General features: G+C 71.0%; 15 protein-coding genes. 11 read left to right on the top strand and 4 right to left on the bottom strand.

Going from position 1 to position 18,048, the window contains the following annotated elements; genetic code table 11:
• The 3 genes from VN520_RS08905 to groL all read left to right on the top strand — a co-directional run.
• The coding region (locus VN520_RS08905; protein ID WP_325746312.1) for a polysaccharide deacetylase family protein at positions 1-643 on the top strand (643 nt) is incomplete at its 5' end.
• Between the two features lie 260 nt (positions 644-903).
• On the top strand, positions 904-1,212 hold the full coding sequence (groES, locus tag VN520_RS08900) for a co-chaperone GroES (RefSeq protein WP_030084405.1): 309 nt from the start codon (positions 904-906) through the stop codon (positions 1,210-1,212).
• Between the two features lie 98 nt (positions 1,213-1,310).
• Positions 1,311-2,936, top strand: a complete 1,626-nt coding sequence (gene groL / locus VN520_RS08895) for a chaperonin GroEL (protein ID WP_325746311.1) — start codon at positions 1,311-1,313, stop codon at positions 2,934-2,936.
• Positions 2,937-3,022: 86 nt separating this feature from the next.
• Here groL and VN520_RS08890 read toward each other — a convergent pair whose 3' ends face one another.
• The gene (locus tag VN520_RS08890) at positions 3,023-3,796 is read right to left on the bottom strand and encodes an SDR family oxidoreductase (protein ID WP_325746310.1); all 774 of its coding nucleotides are present in this window, start codon (positions 3,794-3,796) and stop codon (positions 3,023-3,025) included.
• A 687-nt stretch (positions 3,797-4,483) separates the two neighbouring features.
• On the opposite strand from VN520_RS08890, the gene VN520_RS08880 reads away from it, so the two are divergent.
• Positions 4,484-5,374, top strand: coding sequence for a LysR family transcriptional regulator (locus VN520_RS08880; RefSeq protein WP_325746309.1), 891 nt, complete (start codon positions 4,484-4,486; stop codon positions 5,372-5,374).
• 91 nt (positions 5,375-5,465) lie between these two features.
• Here the strand turns inward: VN520_RS08880 and VN520_RS08875 are convergent, their stop codons facing one another.
• Entirely contained in the window at positions 5,466-5,795 is a 330-nt protein-coding gene (locus tag VN520_RS08875) for a WhiB family transcriptional regulator (RefSeq protein WP_325746308.1), read from the bottom strand.
• 434 nt (positions 5,796-6,229) lie between these two features.
• Between VN520_RS08875 and VN520_RS08870 the strand changes: the two genes are divergently transcribed.
• From VN520_RS08870 to VN520_RS08855, 4 genes are all read left to right on the top strand, one after another.
• The gene (locus VN520_RS08870) at positions 6,230-6,841 is read left to right on the top strand and encodes a response regulator transcription factor (protein ID WP_003948568.1); all 612 of its coding nucleotides are present in this window, start codon (positions 6,230-6,232) and stop codon (positions 6,839-6,841) included.
• Positions 6,842-7,218: 377 nt separating this feature from the next.
• Positions 7,219-7,794 carry a sigma-70 family RNA polymerase sigma factor gene (locus tag VN520_RS08865; RefSeq protein ID WP_325746307.1) on the top strand — a complete coding sequence of 192 codons (576 nt, stop codon included), beginning with the start codon at positions 7,219-7,221 and terminating at the stop codon, positions 7,792-7,794.
• Between the two features lie 146 nt (positions 7,795-7,940).
• Entirely contained in the window at positions 7,941-9,446 is a 1,506-nt protein-coding gene (gene guaB, locus VN520_RS08860; RefSeq protein ID WP_325746306.1) for an IMP dehydrogenase, read from the top strand.
• Positions 9,447-9,550: 104 nt separating this feature from the next.
• Entirely contained in the window at positions 9,551-10,675 is a 1,125-nt protein-coding gene (locus tag VN520_RS08855; RefSeq protein WP_325746305.1) for a GuaB3 family IMP dehydrogenase-related protein, read from the top strand.
• 71 nt (positions 10,676-10,746) lie between these two features.
• Here the strand turns inward: VN520_RS08855 and VN520_RS08850 are convergent, their stop codons facing one another.
• Positions 10,747-11,358 carry a hypothetical protein gene (locus VN520_RS08850; RefSeq protein WP_325746304.1) on the bottom strand — a complete coding sequence of 204 codons (612 nt, stop codon included), beginning with the start codon at positions 11,356-11,358 and terminating at the stop codon, positions 10,747-10,749.
• A 112-nt stretch (positions 11,359-11,470) separates the two neighbouring features.
• Positions 11,471-12,733, bottom strand: a complete 1,263-nt coding sequence (locus VN520_RS08845) for a nucleotide sugar dehydrogenase (protein WP_325746303.1) — start codon at positions 12,731-12,733, stop codon at positions 11,471-11,473.
• A gap of 252 nt (positions 12,734-12,985) precedes the next feature.
• On the opposite strand from VN520_RS08845, the gene VN520_RS08840 reads away from it, so the two are divergent.
• The 3 genes from VN520_RS08840 to VN520_RS08830 all read left to right on the top strand — a co-directional run.
• Positions 12,986-14,692: a glycerol-3-phosphate dehydrogenase/oxidase gene (locus VN520_RS08840; RefSeq protein ID WP_325746302.1), complete on the top strand. Its 1,707-nt coding sequence runs from the start codon at positions 12,986-12,988 to the stop codon at positions 14,690-14,692.
• Positions 14,693-15,053: 361 nt separating this feature from the next.
• Positions 15,054-17,198, top strand: coding sequence for a serine/threonine-protein kinase (locus VN520_RS08835; protein ID WP_325746301.1), 2,145 nt, complete (start codon positions 15,054-15,056; stop codon positions 17,196-17,198).
• A gap of 222 nt (positions 17,199-17,420) precedes the next feature.
• Positions 17,421-18,048, top strand: a 628-nt coding sequence (locus VN520_RS08830; protein WP_325746300.1) for a protein kinase, incomplete at its 3' end; no start/stop codon positions are given.

Below are 18,048 nucleotides of genomic sequence, written 5' to 3'. Positions count from 1 at the left end.
CGTGCGGCCCCGCATCACCACCCGTGAGGGGTTCGAGGTGGAGGGAGGGGAGTCGCTGCCGCCGGTCTTCACCTCGGTGCCCACCAAGGAGCGGGTCGTCTTCCTGACGATGGACGACGGGGCGGAGAAGGACCCCGAACTGCTGCGGATGATGACCGAGCTGAAGATCCCGTACAGCGCCTTCATCAGCGACTACGTGGCGAGTGACGACTACGGCTACTTCAAGGACATGCAGGCCAGGGGCGTCACCATCAGCAACCACACGCTCAACCACCGCTATCTCCCGGGGCTCTCGAAGGCCGAACAGCGGCGGGAGATCTGCGGTGAGCAGGACAAGATCGAGAAGCACTTCGGGAAGCGGCCCACCCTCTTCCGCCCGCCGTACGGCAACTACAACGGCGACACCCTGCGCGTCGCCAAGGACTGCGGCATCACGGCCGTGCCCCTGTGGGCGGCCGAGGCGTTCCCCGACCACATGGAGTGGCGTGAGTGGGACCAGGACCTGCACCCCGGCGACATCATCCTCACCCACTTCCGGGGGCGCGAGGACTGGGAGGGGTCCATGGCCGACATGGTCCGCCAGGTCATGAAGACGGTCACGGACAAGGGGTACGCCGTGGCCAGGCTGGAGGACTACGTCTGAAGCAGCCCGGAACGCCGCGGCGGTCTCCCGCGTTGTCCGGGCGTACGCCGGTCCGCGACGCCACGCGAGGGTGGTGAATTGGCACTCCGCTTGACCGAGTGCTAATCGCGGCCATAGTCTCAGTGCTGGCACTCCCCGATGGAGAGTGCCAGCACAGCTGCGCGACAGGGCAGGTCCGGCACCCGCGACGACGGATCGGTCCGGTCGCCACTCCACAGACTGTTAAACCCCGTGAGATCTCCGAAGGGGGAGACCGGATCGTGTCGACCACCAGCTCCAAGGTTGCGATCAAGCCGCTCGAGGACCGCATTGTGGTCCAGCCGCTCGACGCCGAGCAGACCACGGCTTCCGGCCTGGTCATTCCGGACACCGCCAAGGAGAAGCCCCAGGAGGGCGTCGTCCTGGCCGTGGGCCCGGGCCGCTTCGAGAACGGCGAGCGCCTTCCGCTCGACGTCAAGACCGGCGATGTCGTCCTGTACAGCAAGTACGGCGGCACCGAGGTGAAGTACAGCGGCGAGGAGTACCTCGTCCTCTCGGCGCGCGACGTTCTCGCGATCGTCGAGAAGTAATTCACCCACGTTTGCTTGTGTTCTGCGCCCCTGGCCCCCTGCGAAATGACTAGCCGGGCGGCGAGGGGCGCAGTTCGTTTGAGAGGACAGCTCAGCCCATGGCGAAGATTCTGAAGTTCGACGAGGACGCCCGTCGCGCCCTTGAGCGCGGCGTCAACAAGCTTGCCGACACGGTCAAGGTGACGATCGGCCCCAAGGGCCGCAACGTCGTCATCGACAAGAAGTTCGGCGCTCCCACCATCACCAACGACGGTGTCACCATCGCGCGCGAGGTCGAGCTCGACGACCCGTACGAGAACCTCGGTGCCCAGCTGGTGAAGGAGGTGGCGACCAAGACCAACGACGTGGCGGGTGACGGCACCACCACCGCCACCGTGCTCGCCCAGGCCCTCGTCCGCGAAGGCCTGCGCAACGTCGCCGCGGGTGCGTCCCCGGCCGCCCTGAAGAAGGGCATCGACGCCGCCGTGAAGGCCGTGTCCGAGGAGCTCCTCGCGACCGCCCGCCCGATCGACGACAAGGCCGACATCGCCGCCGTGGCCGCGCTCTCCGCGCAGGACCCGCAGGTCGGCGAGCTCATCGCGGACGCGATGGACAAGGTCGGCAAGGACGGCGTCATCACCGTCGAGGAGTCCAACACCTTCGGTCTGGACCTCGAGTTCACCGAGGGCATGGCCTTCGACAAGGGTTACCTGTCCCCGTACATGGTGACCGACCAGGAGCGTATGGAGGCCGTCCTCGACGACCCGTACATCCTGATCCACCAGGGCAAGATCGGCTCCATCCAGGAGCTGCTCCCGCTCCTGGAGAAGGTCATCCAGGCCGGCGCCTCCAAGCCCCTCCTGATCATCGCCGAGGACGTCGAGGGCGAGGCGCTCTCCACCCTCGTCGTCAACAAGATCCGTGGCACCTTCAACGCCGTCGCGGTGAAGGCCCCGGGCTTCGGTGACCGCCGCAAGGCCATGCTCGGTGACATCGCCACCCTCACCGGTGCGACCGTCATCGCCGAGGAGGTCGGCCTCAAGCTCGACCAGGCCGGTCTGGACGTGCTGGGCACGGCCCGCCGTGTCACCGTCTCCAAGGACGACACGACCATCGTCGACGGCGGCGGCGACTCCGCCGACGTCAAGGGCCGGGTCAACCAGATCAAGGCCGAGATCGAGAACACGGACTCCGACTGGGACCGCGAGAAGCTCCAGGAGCGCCTCGCGAAGCTGGCCGGCGGCGTGTGCGTGATCCGCGTCGGTGCTGCCACCGAGGTGGAGCTCAAGGAGAAGAAGCACCGTCTGGAGGACGCCATCTCCGCGACCCGCGCCGCGGTCGAGGAGGGCATCGTCTCCGGTGGTGGCTCGGCCATCGTCCACGCCGTCAAGGTCCTCGAGGGCAACCTCGGCAAGACCGGCGACGAGGCCACGGGTGTCGCGGTCGTGCGCCGCGCCGCCGTCGAGCCGCTCCGCTGGATCGCGGAGAACGCGGGCCTCGAGGGCTACGTCATCACCTCGAAGGTCTCCGAGCTCGACAAGGGTCAGGGCTTCAACGCCGCGACCGGCGAGTACGGCGACCTGGTGAAGGCCGGCGTCATCGACCCGGTCAAGGTCACCCGCTCCGCCCTGGAGAACGCCGCGTCCATCGCGTCGCTGCTGCTCACGACCGAGACCCTGGTCGTCGAGAAGCCGGCTGAGGAAGAGGCCGACGCCGGTCACGGCGGCCACGGCCACAGCCACTAGTACGGCTGCGCAAACCACCGAGGCCCGGTACCCCCGTCGCGGGGGCACCGGGCCTCGGTGCTGCCGGGGACCCGGCTCCGGGCCTGCTACTGCGGGCCGTAGCTCCGGCCCGCGCGGGAGGTGACCCCGCCGAGCAGACCGCGGGGCGCCAGCTTCACCAGACCCATCAGGGCCTTGTAACGCGGGTCCGGGATCGACACCGTCCTGCCCCGGGCCAGGTCCACCAGGGCCGCGGCCACCAGCTTGTCCGCGTCGAGCCACATCCAGTCCGGGATGTTCCCCGTCCCCATCCCGGCCCGCTCGTGGAACTCGGTCCGTACGAAGCCCGGGCACAGCGCCATCAGCCGCACCCCCGTCCCCGCCAGGTCCTTCGCCGCGCCCTGGGTGAACTGCACGACCCACGCCTTCGACGCCCCGTACGTCCCACGGGGCAGGAAGGCCGCGACGGAGGCCACGTTGACCACTCCGCCACGACCGCGCTCCCGCATCGGTCCCGCGGCGGCCGAGGTCAGCCGCAGCACGGCCTCGCAGTGCACCTTCAGCATCTTCAGCTCATCGGCCGTCGACACGTCCAGGTAGCGCCCCTTGTTGCCGAAGCCGGCGTTGTTGACCAGCAGGTCGACGGGGCTCACACGGTCCGTCAACCGTGCTGCGACCGCGTCGATCCCGGCGTCCGTGGACAGGTCGGCCGTCAGCACCTCGGCCTCGATGCCGTGTCCGTCATGCAGCTCCGTGGCCTGGGCCCGCAGCCGTTCCGTGTCGCGGGCCACAAGGACCAGGTTGTGCCCGTCACCCGCGAGCCGCCGTGCGAAGGCGGCCCCGATCCCCGCCGTCGCGCCCGTAATCAGTGCAGTCGTCATAGGCGGCACGTTAGTGCCCACGTCAGCGGGCGGCCGACCCGCCTTCCGCCTGCGCGTGGGAGCACCGCGAACCGGCCGCCCCGTCCACGCCGCCGGACCGGACGCGGCCCGGCGGCGTGGACGGGGTGGCCGCTGTGGCCGGGCGAGGCGGCCCCGGACGTGCCTTCGCCCGGGGCGGCCGGACATGCCCTCGCCCGGGCCCCCTGGATATGCCCGGAGGGCAGCCGCTCCGCCACGTACACCCGCGCCGTGCGCGGCGTCTCCGCGTGCAGAGCGTCACCGGCACCGCGCGGACGCGGCAGCAGCTCCCGTTCCGTGACCGCCGCCCGGGACTCCAGGGCAGCGGTGATCCCGGGGCCGGGCACGTGCGCCACCTCGACCGGGCCGCCCGCACGTGGGCGTGCACCGCCTGGTCCGTCCCGCCGTGGTGCCGGAGATCGCACACCGTGTCACCCGTCAGGCCACTGCCGCGGCTGGCCTTGGGGCCGGTGCCGGCGACCCGCACGGGCCCCCGGAGGGAAGCTCGCGGATGCCGGTGAGTCCGCCGGACCCGTCCGTGCGGGGGAGTGAGCGGGACGGCCGGGACGCACGGTGAGGACCTTCACGACCGGACAGGCTCCTCGGAAAGAGGTCAAAGGAACTCGTGATTATTCTTCCTTCGGTGCAAGATTCGCTTATGTTTGAAGGGTGATCGAAGCCCGTCATCTCCGTGTCCTGCGCGCCGTGGCCACCACCGGCTCGTTCTCCGCCGCCGCCCGGGAGCTGGGCTGTACGCAGCCGGCCGTCAGCCAGCAGATGAAGGCGCTGGAGACCTCCGCGGGCACTCCGCTGCTGATCCGCACAGGGCGCGAGACGAGGCTCACCCAGGCGGGTGAGGCGCTGGTGCGCCACGCGTCCGGCATCCTCGCGGGACTGACCGCGGCGGAGGAGGAGGTCGCCGCGATCGCGGGACTGCGGGCCGGCCGGGTCCGGCTCGTGTCGTTCCCGAGCGGGAGCTCCAGCCTGGTCCCCGGCGCCCTCGCCGCGCTGCGTGCCGCGCACCCCGGCACCCAGGTCTCGCTCGTCGAGGCGGAACCGCCGCGCTCGGTGGAGATGCTGCGCGACGGGGACTGCGACATCGCGCTGGCGTTCCGCTACGGGGCGGCCGGCGGCGAATGGGACGACCTGGTCGTGCGCCCGCTGCTCAGGGACCGGCTCATCGGGCTGGTCCCCGAGGGGCACCGGCTGGCGGGGACGGACGCGGTGGGCATCGGGGAACTGGCCGACGAGCCGTGGATCGCCGGCTGCCCGCGCTGCCGGCGCCAGCTGGTGGAGGTGTGCGAGGACTCGGGTTTCACCCCGCGGATCGACTTCGCCACGGATGACTACCCGGCGGTGATCGGCCTCGTCGGGGCGGGTCTCGGTGTCGCCGTCCTGCCCGAGCTGGCCCTCGAGTCCGTACGGCCCAAGGGGGCGCGCACCGTGACGGTGGAGCCGGCCGTGGAACGGGAGATCGTCGCCCTCACCCTGCCCGACCTCGCCCGGGTGCCGGCGGTGGCGGCGACCCTGGACCAGCTGTCCCTGGCGGCCGCACGCTGACCGGCCCGGCCCGCTCCTGGGGCGGCAGGTCCGACAGAGGGTGCGCCAGGTGTGAGGAAACGTTTCTGTGTTCGATGGACCGTGCGGGCCGTCAGGTCTGGCCGGACTCCGGGGCCGGCCCCGGGTGGGCGGAGATCAGACGATTGCGGGCGCGGCCCATGAGCTCCTCGCGTTCGTCCTCGGTCAGGCCACCCCACACGCCGTAGGGTTCCCGTACCGCGAGCGCGTGCGCCGCGCACTCGGCGCGTACCGGGCAGCGCATGCAGACCTCCTTCGCCGAGGCCTCACGGGCACTCCGCGCTGCTCCGCGTTCCCCTTCGGGGTGGAAGAAAAGCGAGCTGTCGACCCCGCGGCAGGCGGCCAGCAGCTGCCAGTCCCACAGGTCCGCGTTGGGTCCGGGAAGGCGGGAGAAATCTGCCATTGCGTGTCCCCTCGAAACCTTGCTGGTTCGGAAACGGCATCCTCGACCGTTGTGGTTCGTCCGGTGCTCGTCGGTGACCGGAGTCCCGACCGTACATCTACGGTGTTAGTAGATGTAAATATGACTGATTGCGAATCTAGCCTCAGACGCCACTAAAAGTGAAGAAAACCCTCTAAATGGGGCAGGCTGTGGAGTGAGGGGCCGACTGAGGGGCGGGCGACCCCGTGTCGCTCCCCTCCGCGCACGCTCCCTCACTTAGAGTGCCGAACCGGATGCTGTGACCCGTAACTCTTTCGAGTGACCGTCGTTGATGAGGGCGAGGCGGTTGATGGAGAACGAGCTCGGGCAGATGTCCGAGGGGGTCAACCGCACAGGTGACGACTTGTATCAGCCTGGAGGCTCAAGGTGACGCGCATCAGCTGCGGAGGACGGTCATGACATCCGTCCTCGTCTGCGACGACTCCCCGCTTGCCCGAGAAGCGCTCCGCCGCGCGGTTGCGACCGTGCCCGGCGTCGAGCGTGTGACGACCGCGGCCAACGGTGAGGAAGTGCTCCGCCGGTGGGGGGCCGACCGTTCGGATCTGATTCTGATGGACGTACGCATGCCCGGCCTGGGGGGTGTGGAGACGGTCCGGCGGCTGCTCTCGGCGGATCCCGGAGCCCGGATCATCATGCTGACCGTCGCCGAGGATCTGGACGGGGTCGCGCTCGCGGTCGCCGCCGGCGCCCGCGGCTATCTCCACAAGGACGCCTCGCGTGCCGAGCTGCGTGCGACCGTGACCCAGGCGCTGGCCGATCCGACATGGCGGCTCGCCCCGCGTCGGCTGCGGTCCGCGGAGATGGGTGCGGCGCCGACGCTCACCGCGCGGGAGATCCAGGTGCTCGAAGGCATGAGCCACGGCCGTTCCAACGCGGAGATCGGCCGCGAGCTGTTCCTCTCCGAGGACACGGTGAAGACGCACGCGCGACGCCTGTTCAAGAAGCTCGGAGCCTCCGACCGCGCGCACGCCGTCGCGCTCGGATTCCGCTGGGGCCTGGTCCGCTGATGCCGCGGCGCGGCCGGTAGCCGTGCGATCCCGTCCGTACGCCGGCGGACGGGGCGACGGTGGCGGCGGACCTGCGGCCGGGCCCTCCCCACCAGTGCTGTGTGACGCTTCCCGGCCGATGCCGCATCCTTGGGGATGTGGAGTTCCTCGGGGAACATACGGTCGAGCGGAAGGGGAGGGCGCAGGACATGACACCCGGCGCACCCGCTCAGAACGCTGGAGCACTCGCTCGCAACGCCGACGGCGCGCGGGCCGACGTACATTCCGACCACTCGGACGCACGCGTCCGCCGAGCCGGCGCACCCGCTGATAACGCTTCGGTGCACAACTCGGGACGCGATGCGCCGGATCGGACGGCGCCAAGGCACCATGGTCCGATGCGTGAGGACGGGACGACGGTGATCGGTGCTCTGGTGCACCGCGCCGTGGACGGTGACGCGCAGGCCACCCACGACCTGCTGGCCCACGTCCATCCGCTCGCCCTGCGCTACTGCAGGTCCCGGCTGAACCGGCTGCCCGGTGACGCCCGTCACTTCGTGGAGGACCTCGCGCAGGAGGTCTGTGTCGCGGTGCTGATGGCGCTGCCGCGGTACAAGGACACCGGCAGGCCCTTCGAGGCCTTCGTCTTCGCCATCGCGGGCCACAAGGTCGCCGACCTCCAGCGCGCCGCGATGCGGCACCCCGGGTCGACGGCGGTGCCCTCCGACGAGATGCCGGAGCGGCCCGACGATTCACTCGGCCCGGAGGAGCGGGCGCTGCTCAGCAGCGACGCGGCCTGGGCCAGGAAGCTTCTGGCCAATCTGCCGGAGAACCAGCGCGAGCTGCTGGTCCTCCGGGTCGCGGTCGGGCTGACCGCCGAGGAGACCGGGCAGATGCTCGGAATGTCCCCGGGCGCCGTCCGGGTGGCCCAGCACCGCGCACTCAGCAGGCTGAGGGCCCTCGCAGGCCAGTAGCGGGCCGGGAGGGGCCGGTTCCGGAGCTTTCTGCCGTGTGGAGGAAGCCACAGAACCGCCAGGTGATCTTGATCGTGGAATGAGACACCCCGCGAGGCCGTTAGCATGGACATCCGCACCGATCAAGGCCATATGGGGAAGGTGTCATGACTGCAAACGTCGACGGAGTGCCCGAGAAATTCGCGACGCTCGGGCTGACATACGACGACGTGCTGCTGCTGCCGGGCGCGTCCGACATGGCGCCCGATCAGATCGACACCTCCTCGTACATCTCGAAGAACGTGCGGGTGAACATCCCGCTGCTCTCGGCGGCGATGGACAAGGTCACCGAGGCACGCATGGCGATCGCCATGGCCCGGCAGGGCGGCGCGGGTGTCCTGCACCGCAATCTCTCCATCGCCGACCAGGCCAACCAGGTCGACCTGGTGAAGCGTTCCGAGTCCGGCATGGTCACCGACCCGATCACGGTGCACCCGGACGCGACCCTGCGCGAGGCGGACGAGCTCTGCGCGAAGTTCCGCATCAGCGGCGTGCCGGTGACCGACGCGGCGGGCAAGCTGCTCGGCATCGTCACCAACCGCGACATGGCCTTCGAGTCGGACCGCGGCCGCCAGGTGCGCGAGGTCATGACGCCGATGCCGCTGGTCACGGGCAAGGTCGGGATCTCCGGTGTGGACGCCATGGAGCTGCTGCGGCGCCACAAGATCGAGAAGCTCCCGCTGGTCGATGCCGCCGGGGTCCTCAAGGGCCTCATCACCGTCAAGGACTTCGTCAAGGCGGAGAAGTACCCGAACGCCGCCAAGGACAAGGAAGGCCGGCTGCTCGTCGGCGCCGCCGTCGGTGTCGCCGGGGACGCGTTCGAGCGCGCGCAGGCGCTGGCCGAGGCCGGTGTCGACTTCATCGTCGTCGACACGGCGCACGGCCACTCCCGCCTCGTCGGCGACATGGTCGCCAAGATCAAGTCGAACGCCTCCGGGGTGGACGTCATCGGCGGCAACATCGCCACCCGCGACGGTGCCCAGGCGCTCGTCGACGCGGGCGTGGACGGCATCAAGGTGGGTGTCGGCCCCGGCTCCATCTGCACCACCCGCGTGGTCGCCGGCATCGGGGTCCCGCAGGTCACCGCGATCTACGAGGCCTCGCTCGCCGCGAAGGCGGCCGGTGTGCCGGTCATCGGCGACGGCGGTCTGCAGTACTCCGGCGACATCGCCAAGGCGCTCGTGGCCGGCGCGGACACCGTGATGCTCTGCTCGCTCCTCGCGGGCTGTGAGGAGTCCCCGGGTGAGCTGATGTTCATCAACGGCAAGCAGTTCAAGTCGTACCGCGGAATGGGCTCGCTCGCCGCGATGCAGACCCGTGGCGACCAGCGCTCGTACTCCAAGGACCGCTACTTCCAGGAGGGCGTCGCCTCCGACGAGAAGCTGGTCCCCGAGGGCATCGAGGGCCAGGTGCCCTACCGCGGTCCGCTGTCCGCGGTGGTCCACCAGCTCACCGGCGGTCTCCGCCAGTCGATGTTCTACGTCGGCGGACGGACCGTCCCGGAGCTCCAGGACAGGGGCCGCTTCGTCCGGATCACCTCGGCGGGTCTCAAGGAGAGCCACCCGCACGACATCCAGATGACGGTCGAAGCGCCGAACTACAGCAGGAAGTAAGGCATCAGCGCAGGTGAGGGGCGGACCGGGGTTCCCGGGACCGCCCCTCATGTGTGTGTCGGGGATACTGGTCAGCGCAGACGTAGAGGAAAGGCCACACCATCGTGACTGAGATCGAGATCGGGCGCGGCAAGCGCGGTCGGCGGGCATACGCGTTCGACGACATCGCTGTCGTGCCGAGCCGGCGCACCCGTGACCCGAAGGAGGTCTCGATCGCCTGGCAGATCGACGCCTACCGTTTCGAGCTGCCCTTCCTGGCCGCCCCCATGGACTCGGTGGTCTCCCCGCAGACCGCCATCCGCATCGGTGAGCTGGGCGGGCTCGGCGTCCTCAACCTCGAGGGGCTGTGGACCCGGCACGCCGACCCGCAGGCGCTCCTCGACGAGATCGCCGAGATGCCCGTCGAGACCGCCACCCCGCGGCTCCAGGAGATCTACTCCGCCCCCATCCAGGAGGAGCTGATCGGGCAGCGCATCAAGGAGGTGCGCGACTCCGGTGTCGTCACCGCCGCCGCGCTGTCGCCGCAGCGCACCGCGCAGTTCTCCAAGGCCGTCGTCGACGCGGGCGTGGACATCTTCGTCATCCGCGGTACGACGGTCTCCGCCGAGCACGTCTCCGGTGCGGCCGAGCCGCTCAACCTGAAGCAGTTCATCTACGAGCTGGACGTGCCGGTCATCGTCGGCGGCTGCGCCACGTACACCGCCGCCCTCCACCTGATGCGGACCGGCGCGGCCGGTGTCCTCGTCGGCTTCGGCGGCGGCGCCGCGCACACCACGCGCAACGTCTTCGGCATCCAGGTCCCGATGGCCACCGCGGTCGCCGACGTGGCCGGGGCCCGCCGCGACTACATGGACGAGTCCGGTGGCCGGTACGTGCACGTCATCGCGGACGGCGGCGTCGGCTGGTCCGGCGACCTGCCCAAGGCCATCGCCTGCGGCGCGGACGCCGTGATGATGGGCTCCCCGCTGGCCCGCGCCACGGACGCGCCCGGCCGGGGCCGGCACTGGGGCATGGAGGCCGTCCACGAGGACGTGCCGCGCGGCAAGCTGGTCGACCTGGGTTCCGTCGGTACCACCGAGGAGGTCCTGACCGGCCCCTCGCACAACCCCGACGGTTCGATGAACATCTTCGGCGCGCTGCGCCGGGCGATGGCCACCACGGGTTACAGCGACCTCAAGGAGTTCCAGCGCGTCGAGGTGACGGTGGCGGACTCGCAGCACAGCCGCTGATCTCCCACGCCGCACGCGACGACGGCCCGGACCGGTCCTCCGGTCCGGGCCGTCGTCGCGTGTGCGAGGTGTCAGCCGGCGCGCCTGGCGCCGCCGAAGGCCGCGACCGGGCCCAGGAGGAGGAAGAGGTACGTCATGAAGTCGGCCTCCTCCTTCCAGATGTCGAAGACGTCACCGAAGTGGTCGAAGAAGACCTCGGAGAAGCCGATGCCCAGGCCGTCCGCGAGGATCATCGACATGCCGACGAGCTGGCCGAGGAAGACGGCGGCCAGGGAGAAGACGGCACCGGCGCCGAGGACGGCGAGGTGGGAGCCGCCGACCTTGCTCCCGGCGAAGCCGGTCAGGAAGCCGACACCGATGGCCGCGTAGCCGACCTCACGCTCGATGGACCCGGCGAGCACGCCGTAGAGGACCGCGGCCACGATCGCGGCGCCCAGCGCGGCCAGCACACCGAGACCGACCTGGTTGCGGGGAGCCGGCGGGGCGGGCGGGAACGGGCCGCCGCCGAACTGGCCCGGCTGCTGACCCTGCTGCCCCGCGAACGGGTTGCCGGTCGGCGCGTCTGGCTGCCGGCCCGCGTACGGGTTCCCCTGCTGCTGGGCCGCGTACGGGTTGCCGTCGGCCGGCCGGCCGCCGCCGTAGGGCTGCTGCGGCGGGTTCGGCGGCTGCACGGGCTGGCTCATGGTGGTGTTCCCCCTGGGACGGTGCGCACGGATGTGCGAGAAGTGACGCCGCAGGCTAGCAGTCCGCGCCGACACGGCCCACCGGAATCCGTGCGGTGCCCGCCGGGACGCGCTACAGCCGGTGGGCGGCCCCCGCCGGGGTGGCACCCCGGGTGTCCAGGAGGAGCTGGGCCTTCACCGCGAGGCCCTGGAGGTCGTAGGTGCGGTGGTGCTGGAGCAGCACCGTCAGGTCGGCCCCGGCGGCGGCCTCGTAGAGGGAGTCGGCGCGCGGTACGGGCAGGTCGCGCACCCGCCAGTCCAGGACGTGCGGGTCGTGGTAGCCGATCTGGGCGCCCATGTCCATCAGCCGGGTCGCGATCTCGCGGACGGGCGAGGCCTCCTGGTCGGCGAGGTCCGGCTTGTACGTGACACCGAGCAGCAGGATCCGGGCCCCCCGGACGGACTTCCCGTGTTCGTTCAGCAGGGTCGCGCAGCGCTGGATCACATAGCTCGGCATCCGGTCGTTGATCTCCTTGGCGAGCGAGACCATGCGCAACGGGTGCCCCGGTGTACGGCTGTCGTACGGGAAGCAGCCCGGGTCCACGGGGACCCCGTGGCCGCCCACACCGGGTCCGGGGCGGAACGGCTCGAAGCCGAACGGCTTGGTCTCGGCGCACCTGATGACGTCCCAGAGGTCGACACCGAGGTCGTGGCAGAGCACCGCCATCTCGTTGACCAGCGCGATGTTGACGTGCCGGAAGTTGGTTTCGAGGACCTTCGTCATCTCCGCCTCACGCGGTCCCCGGGCCCGGACGACCTTGTCGGTGAGCCGCCCGTAGAAGGCGGCGGCCGATTCGGTGCAGGCGGGGGTCAGACCGCCGATGACCTTCGGGGTGTTGCCGTACACATGGGTGCGGTTGCCGGGATCGAGGCGGCCGGGGGAGTGGGCGAGGTGGAAGTCCCGTCCGGCGCGCAGCCCGGAGCCCTCCTCCAGCAAGGGGCGTACGAGGTTCTCGGTGGTGCCGGGCGGGACGGCCGACTCCACCAGCACGGTGGTGTGCGGCCGCAGCCGGGTGGCGAGCGCCCGGGCCGCGTCGGTCACGGGACCGAGGTCGAGGGAGCGGTCCGGCCCGAGGGGGGTGGGTGCGCAGATCGCCGCCGTGCGGACCCTGCCCAGCTCCGCGGGGTCGGCGGTGGGGCGGAAGCCGCCCGCGACCATCCGTCTGATGTCGGAGGCGCTGAGGGATCCCTCGACCGGCGTACGGCCCGCTGAGAGTTCGGCGAAGGGGCGTGGGTCGGGGTCGTAGCCGACGGTGTGGATTCCCATGCCTACGGCTGCCTGGGCGAGGGGCAGGCCGAGGTGACCGAGTCCGATGACGGCGAGGTCTGCGGGCATGTGGGCCGTCCTTCCCTAAGGCCAGGAGACAGAAAGCGCAACCGCTGTGGGCGACGCTATGTCAGACTAGGCGTAAATATGACCTATATGTCGCATTCTGTGATTCTTGTGGGGCGGGTGTTGTCCACAGGCGGTGGCTGAAGTCGTGGACCGCGGACAGAATCGAGGGGTGGGCACGGGTGCCCGGCCCCCCGGCCGGTCCCCGCTCCCGTGCCGTACCACCCCGATGCACCGGGATACCGGGAGGCAGCAGTGAGGACAGCGACACTGGGACCCGCGGAGCGCGCCGAAGCGCTGACCGCGATGGCCGAGCGCGAACTGGACGTGCTGGTCGTGGGAGCGGGCGTGGTCGGCGCCGGGACCGTGCTGGACGCGGCCACCAGAGGACTCTCGACCGGGCTGGTCGAGGCGCGCGACTGGGCGTCCGGCACCTCCAGCAGGTCGAGCAAGCTGATCCACGGCGGGCTCCGCTATCTGGAGATGCTGGACTTCGCGCTCGTGCGGGAGGCGCTGAAGGAGCGCGGGCTGCTGCTGGAGCGGCTGGCGCCCCACCTCGTCAAGCCCGTGCCCTTCCTCTACCCGTTGCAGCACAAGGGCTGGGAGCGGCTGTACGCGGGCTCCGGCGTCGCGCTCTACGACGCGATGTCGGTGTCCTCCGGCCACGGCCGGGGGCTGCCCGTGCACCGGCACCTCTCCCGCCGCCGCGCCCTGCGGGTCGCTCCCGCCCTCAAGAAGGACGCCCTGGTCGGAGCCCTTCAGTACTACGACGCACAGATGGACGACGCGCGCTTCGTGGCGACCCTGGTGCGCACCGCCGCGGGTTACGGCGCGCATGTCGCCAACAGGGCGCGGGTGACCGGCTTCCTGCGGGAGGGCGAGCGGGTCGTCGGCGCGCGGGTGCAGGACGTCGAGGGCGGCGAGGAATACGAGGTCAGGGCCAAGCAGGTGGTCAACGCGACCGGGGTGTGGACGGACGACACCCAGGCGCTGATCGGCGAGCGCGGACAGTTCCACGTCCGGGCGTCGAAGGGCATCCACCTCGTCGTGCCCAAGGACCGCATCCACTCCTCGACGGGGCTCATCCTGCGGACCGAGAAGTCGGTGCTCTTCGTGATCCCGTGGGGGCGGCACTGGATCATCGGCACGACCGACACCGACTGGGACCTGGACAAGGCCCATCCGGCCGCTTCCAGCGCCGACATCGACTATCTGCTCGAACACGTGAACTCGGTGCTGCACACCCCGCTGGGCAGGGACGACGTCGAGGGCGTCTACGCCGGACTCCGCCCCCTGCTGGCCGGCGAGTCGGACGCCACGAGCAAGCTCTCGCGCGAACACACGGTGGCCCACCCGGCACCCGGGCTCGTCGTCGTGGCGGGCGGCAAGTACACGACGTACCGGGTGATGGCGAAGGACGCCGTCGACGAGGCGGTGCACGCGCTGGACCAGCGGGTGGCGGACTGCGTCACGGAGGAGATCCCGCTGCTGGGCGCCGAGGGATACCGGGCCCTGTGGAACGCCCGCGCCAGGATCGCCGCCCGCACCGGACTGCACGTCGTCCGGGTGGAGCATCTGCTCAACCGGTACGGCTCGATGACCGAGGAGCTCCTGGAACTCGTCAAGGACGACTCCTCGCTGGGTGAGCCGCTGGCGGGTGCCGAGGACTATCTGCGGGCCGAGATCGTCTACGCCGCTTCGCACGAGGGTGCCCGGCACCTCGACGACGTCCTGACGCGGCGCACCCGGATCTCCATAGAGACCTTCGACCGGGGGACCCGCTGTGCCCGCGAGTGCGCGGAACTGATGGCGCCGGTGCTCGGCTGGGACACGGACCAGATCGAACGCGAGGTGGAGCACTACCGCAAGCGGGTGGAGGCGGAGCGGGAGTCCCAGCGCCAGCCGGACGACCTGACGGCGGACGCGGCACGGCTGGGGGCGCCGGACATCGTGCCTCGCTGAGGCCGCTCCCGGTCCTCCTCAGGGCCCCGGGCCGGACCTGCGGAACTCCGCCTGCGACGGCCTGCCGCCGGGGTGCCGTGAGGTACCGGAAGAGCGGCTGCCGGAGCTCGGCCCTCGACGGCGGACCGGGGGAGGGAGGACGATGCGGGCGTGAGGTGTGGTTCGCTTGGCAGGCTCGCGGTTCACAGGGCGGGCACAGTCAGCACCGATGGGGCGGCGGACAGCGCCCCGGACACCGGCGTGGCAGGGGGTTCGTTCCTCCGGCCGGATCATGGCCGACCCCGGACCCGGCACCACGACCGGTCCCGGGGTGAGGGACAATGAACGCTCTGCCAGGGCGGGTTGATCGCAGAGGGGACGCATGTCGGAGGCGGAGCAGTCGCGGGAGCCCCAACGGGACAAGGAAGGACGCCTCCTCGCGGGGCGGTACCGCCTCGGGGAGGTGCTCGGCCGGGGAGGCATGGGCACGGTCTGGCGTGCTGCCGACGAGACGTTGGGGCGTACGGTCGCGGTCAAGGAGCTGCGGTTCCCGTCGTCCATCGACGAGGACGAGAAACGGCGTCTGATCACGCGAACCCTGCGTGAGGCGAAGGCGATCGCGAGGATTCGCAACACCAGCGCGGTGACGGTCTACGACGTGGTCGACGAGGACGACCGGCCGTGGATCGTCATGGAGCTCATCGAGGGCAAGTCCCTCGCCGAGGTGATCCGTGAGGACGGGACGCTGACGCCGAGGCGCGCCGCGGAGGTCGGCCTCGCCGTCCTCGACGTGCTGCGCTCGGCGCACCGCGAGGGCATCCTGCACCGTGATGTGAAACCGTCCAACGTCCTGATCTCCGAGGACGGCCGGGTCGTCCTGACCGACTTCGGGATCGCCCAGGTCGAGGGTGACCCCTCCGTCACCTCCACGGGCATGCTCGTCGGCGCACCCTCCTACATCTCGCCCGAGCGGGCCCGCGGTCACAAGCCGGGACCGCCCGCCGACCTGTGGTCGCTCGGCGGGCTGCTGTACGCGAGCGTCGAGGGCCGCCCGCCCTACGACAAGGGCTCGGCCATCGCCACGCTGACGGCGGTGATGACGGAGCCGGTCGAACCTCCGGTCAACGCGGGTGGGCTGGAGGAGGTCATCTACGGCCTGCTGGCCAGGGACCCCGACCAGCGACTGGACGACGCCGGGGCGCGTGTCCTGCTCAATGCGGTGATCAACGCTCCGGAGAAGCCCGTCCCGCCGCCGGCCGACTCCACCCAGGTCATGGCGCTGCCCGCGATCGGTGACGCAGAGAGCGGCAAGAGCGGCAAGAGCGGCAAGAGCGGTAAGAACGGCAGGAGTGATGCCAGGAGCGGCGGCAAGAAGGCCGCTGCGGCCGCAGCCGTCGTCGTGCCCGCCCCGGCCGGCGAGGGCAGCGGTTCCGGGACGGACGCGGGTTCCGGGACACCGGCCACCGGCGGCTCCGTCCCCCCGGGCCAGGCTTCCGGCTCCCCCTCCGGCTCCGGTTCCTCGTCCGCGACCACTCCGGCCGGTGTGTCCGCGCTCGCCGAGAGCACCCGGGACCGGTTGCGCGGCGCGCTGCGGTCCGTGCGCAACGCGAAGTCCCCGGCGGCCACCGCCGCCGGTGCCTCGGCGTCCGCGCCGGGGCCGGGTTCCCCGGTCGCGACGGCATCGGCCGCCGGGCCCGCCGTGCCGCCCGGGCGTCCGGCCGTGACCCGCGCGCCGATCACCGATGTCGTGCCGCGCCGCACGCTGGCGGTCATCGCCGGTGTCGTGGTCCTCGCCGTCCTCGGCACGGTCCTGGCGCTCACGCTCGGCGACGACGGCACGGGTGCCGAGGGAGGCGGCTCCAAGGGTGACACCGCCGCCTCGTCCGGTGCGTCGGCCGGCGGGGACGCCCAGCCTGCCACCGGCGGAGGTGCGGGCAAGGACGGGGGCAGCACGCAGGACGGCGGCAAGGACGGCCAGGGACAGGACCAGGGCAAGGCGTCCGGCGAAGCGTCCGGCCAGGCTTCGCCCTCCCCGGAGACCGGTGAGCCGAGCCCCGGTCCGGGAGCGCTGCCCACCGGGTACAAGGCGGTCGCCAACAAGCAGTTCCGCTTCTCCGTGGCGATGCCCGGGACCTTCAAGTTCGACAAAATAGCCGGACAGAACTCCGGAGCCATCTACAACGCCGACGGTGGTTTCCCCCGCATCCAGATCGACTACACCTCCTCCCCGAAGGACGACGCGGCGGCGGCCTGGGCGGGCGCGGTCGCGGCCACCAAGAGCCTCAGCAGCGGCTACAAGCACATCGGGATCAAGAAGGTCGAGTTCAACGGCTACCCGACCGTCGCCGACTGGGAGTTCACGCGCAATCAGCAGGGCATGCGGATCCGGGTCCTCAACCGGGGCTTCAAGGCCGACGCCACCCACGGTTACTCGATCATGATCAGCTGCAAGGCGGACGCATGGGACGGCGAGGAGTGCCGGACGCTGCGCGAAACGGCCTTCGCCACGTTCAAGCCGGCCGACTGAGCCACCGGGAGGCCTGCCTGCCGGCCGGGCGGGCGGGCCGACCGGGCGGCCGGGTTGCCGGGTTGCCGGGACACGGCGGCGCGGCCGCGACGTGCCACGTATGGTGAGAGAACGGGGACCGTACACCGCCGGAATGCCGGGTCAATTGCACAGCAAGTGAACGTGATTGACTGATTCGTACGGTTCCGATGACCGGGGGACAGCGCGCTCTGGGGAGGCGTCGTGGACGACTACGCGGGTCGGGTGCTTGCCGACCGCTACCGCCTTCCGCTGCCCCCGTCCGATGCGTACGAACTGGTCGAGACCCGGGCGTTCGACACATACAGCGGGCAGGAAGTCCTGGTGCGGCAGGTGCCGTTGCCGGAGGTCGTGGACGCGGAGGTGCTCGACGCCGACGGTCTGGCCTCGGCCAGACGCGCCGCCGGGCGTACGGTGCGGCGGTCCACGGACCCGGCGGTCCGGCGGGCGATCGAGGCCGCGCAGGCGGCGGCCCAGGTGCCCGACCACCCGCGCCTGGACCAGGTGTTCGACGTGTTCGCCGAGGCGGGATCGCTCTGGATAGTGAGTGAGCTGGTCGCCGCCCGGCCCCTTGCCGCGCTTCTCGCGGAGCGGCCCCTCAACCCCTACCGGGCCGCCGAGATCGGCTCCGATGTGCTCACGGCGCTGCGGGTGCTGCACGCGCACGGCTGGACGCACCGCAACATCACGGTCCGCACGGTGCTGGTCTGCGACGACGGCCGGGTCGTGCTGACGGGGCTCGCGGCGGGTGCGGCCGAGGAGGCGCTGTGCGGATACGTTCCCGTGCCGCAGCCGGACGAGGAGAACGACTACGGGCCCCCGGCGGTCGAAA

Origin of the sequence: Streptomyces sp., from assembly GCF_035563135.1 — a bacterium.
In the GTDB taxonomy this organism is placed as follows: Bacteria; Actinomycetota; Actinomycetes; order Streptomycetales; family Streptomycetaceae; genus Streptomyces.
Note: the sequence above shows the minus strand (reverse complement) of the source record. Positions and strands in the feature narration are given on the sequence as shown.

Excerpts from the sequence above, each read along its gene's own strand:
- groL (WP_325746311.1), top strand. The coding sequence starts at position 1,311 with ATGGCGAAGATTCTGAAGTTCGACGAGGACGCCCGTCGCGCCCTTGAG.
- VN520_RS08890 (WP_325746310.1), bottom strand. The coding sequence starts at position 3,796 with ATGACGACTGCACTGATTACGGGCGCGACGGCGGGGATCGGGGCCGCC.
- VN520_RS08875 (WP_325746308.1), bottom strand. The coding sequence starts at position 5,795 with ATGGCAGATTTCTCCCGCCTTCCCGGACCCAACGCGGACCTGTGGGAC.
- VN520_RS08870 (WP_003948568.1), top strand. The coding sequence starts at position 6,230 with ATGACATCCGTCCTCGTCTGCGACGACTCCCCGCTTGCCCGAGAAGCG.
- VN520_RS08865 (WP_325746307.1), top strand. The coding sequence starts at position 7,219 with ATGCGTGAGGACGGGACGACGGTGATCGGTGCTCTGGTGCACCGCGCC.
- guaB (WP_325746306.1), top strand. The coding sequence starts at position 7,941 with ATGACTGCAAACGTCGACGGAGTGCCCGAGAAATTCGCGACGCTCGGG.
- VN520_RS08850 (WP_325746304.1), bottom strand. The coding sequence starts at position 11,358 with ATGAGCCAGCCCGTGCAGCCGCCGAACCCGCCGCAGCAGCCCTACGGC.
- VN520_RS08845 (WP_325746303.1), bottom strand. The coding sequence starts at position 12,733 with ATGCCCGCAGACCTCGCCGTCATCGGACTCGGTCACCTCGGCCTGCCC.
- VN520_RS08835 (WP_325746301.1), top strand. The coding sequence starts at position 15,054 with ATGTCGGAGGCGGAGCAGTCGCGGGAGCCCCAACGGGACAAGGAAGGA.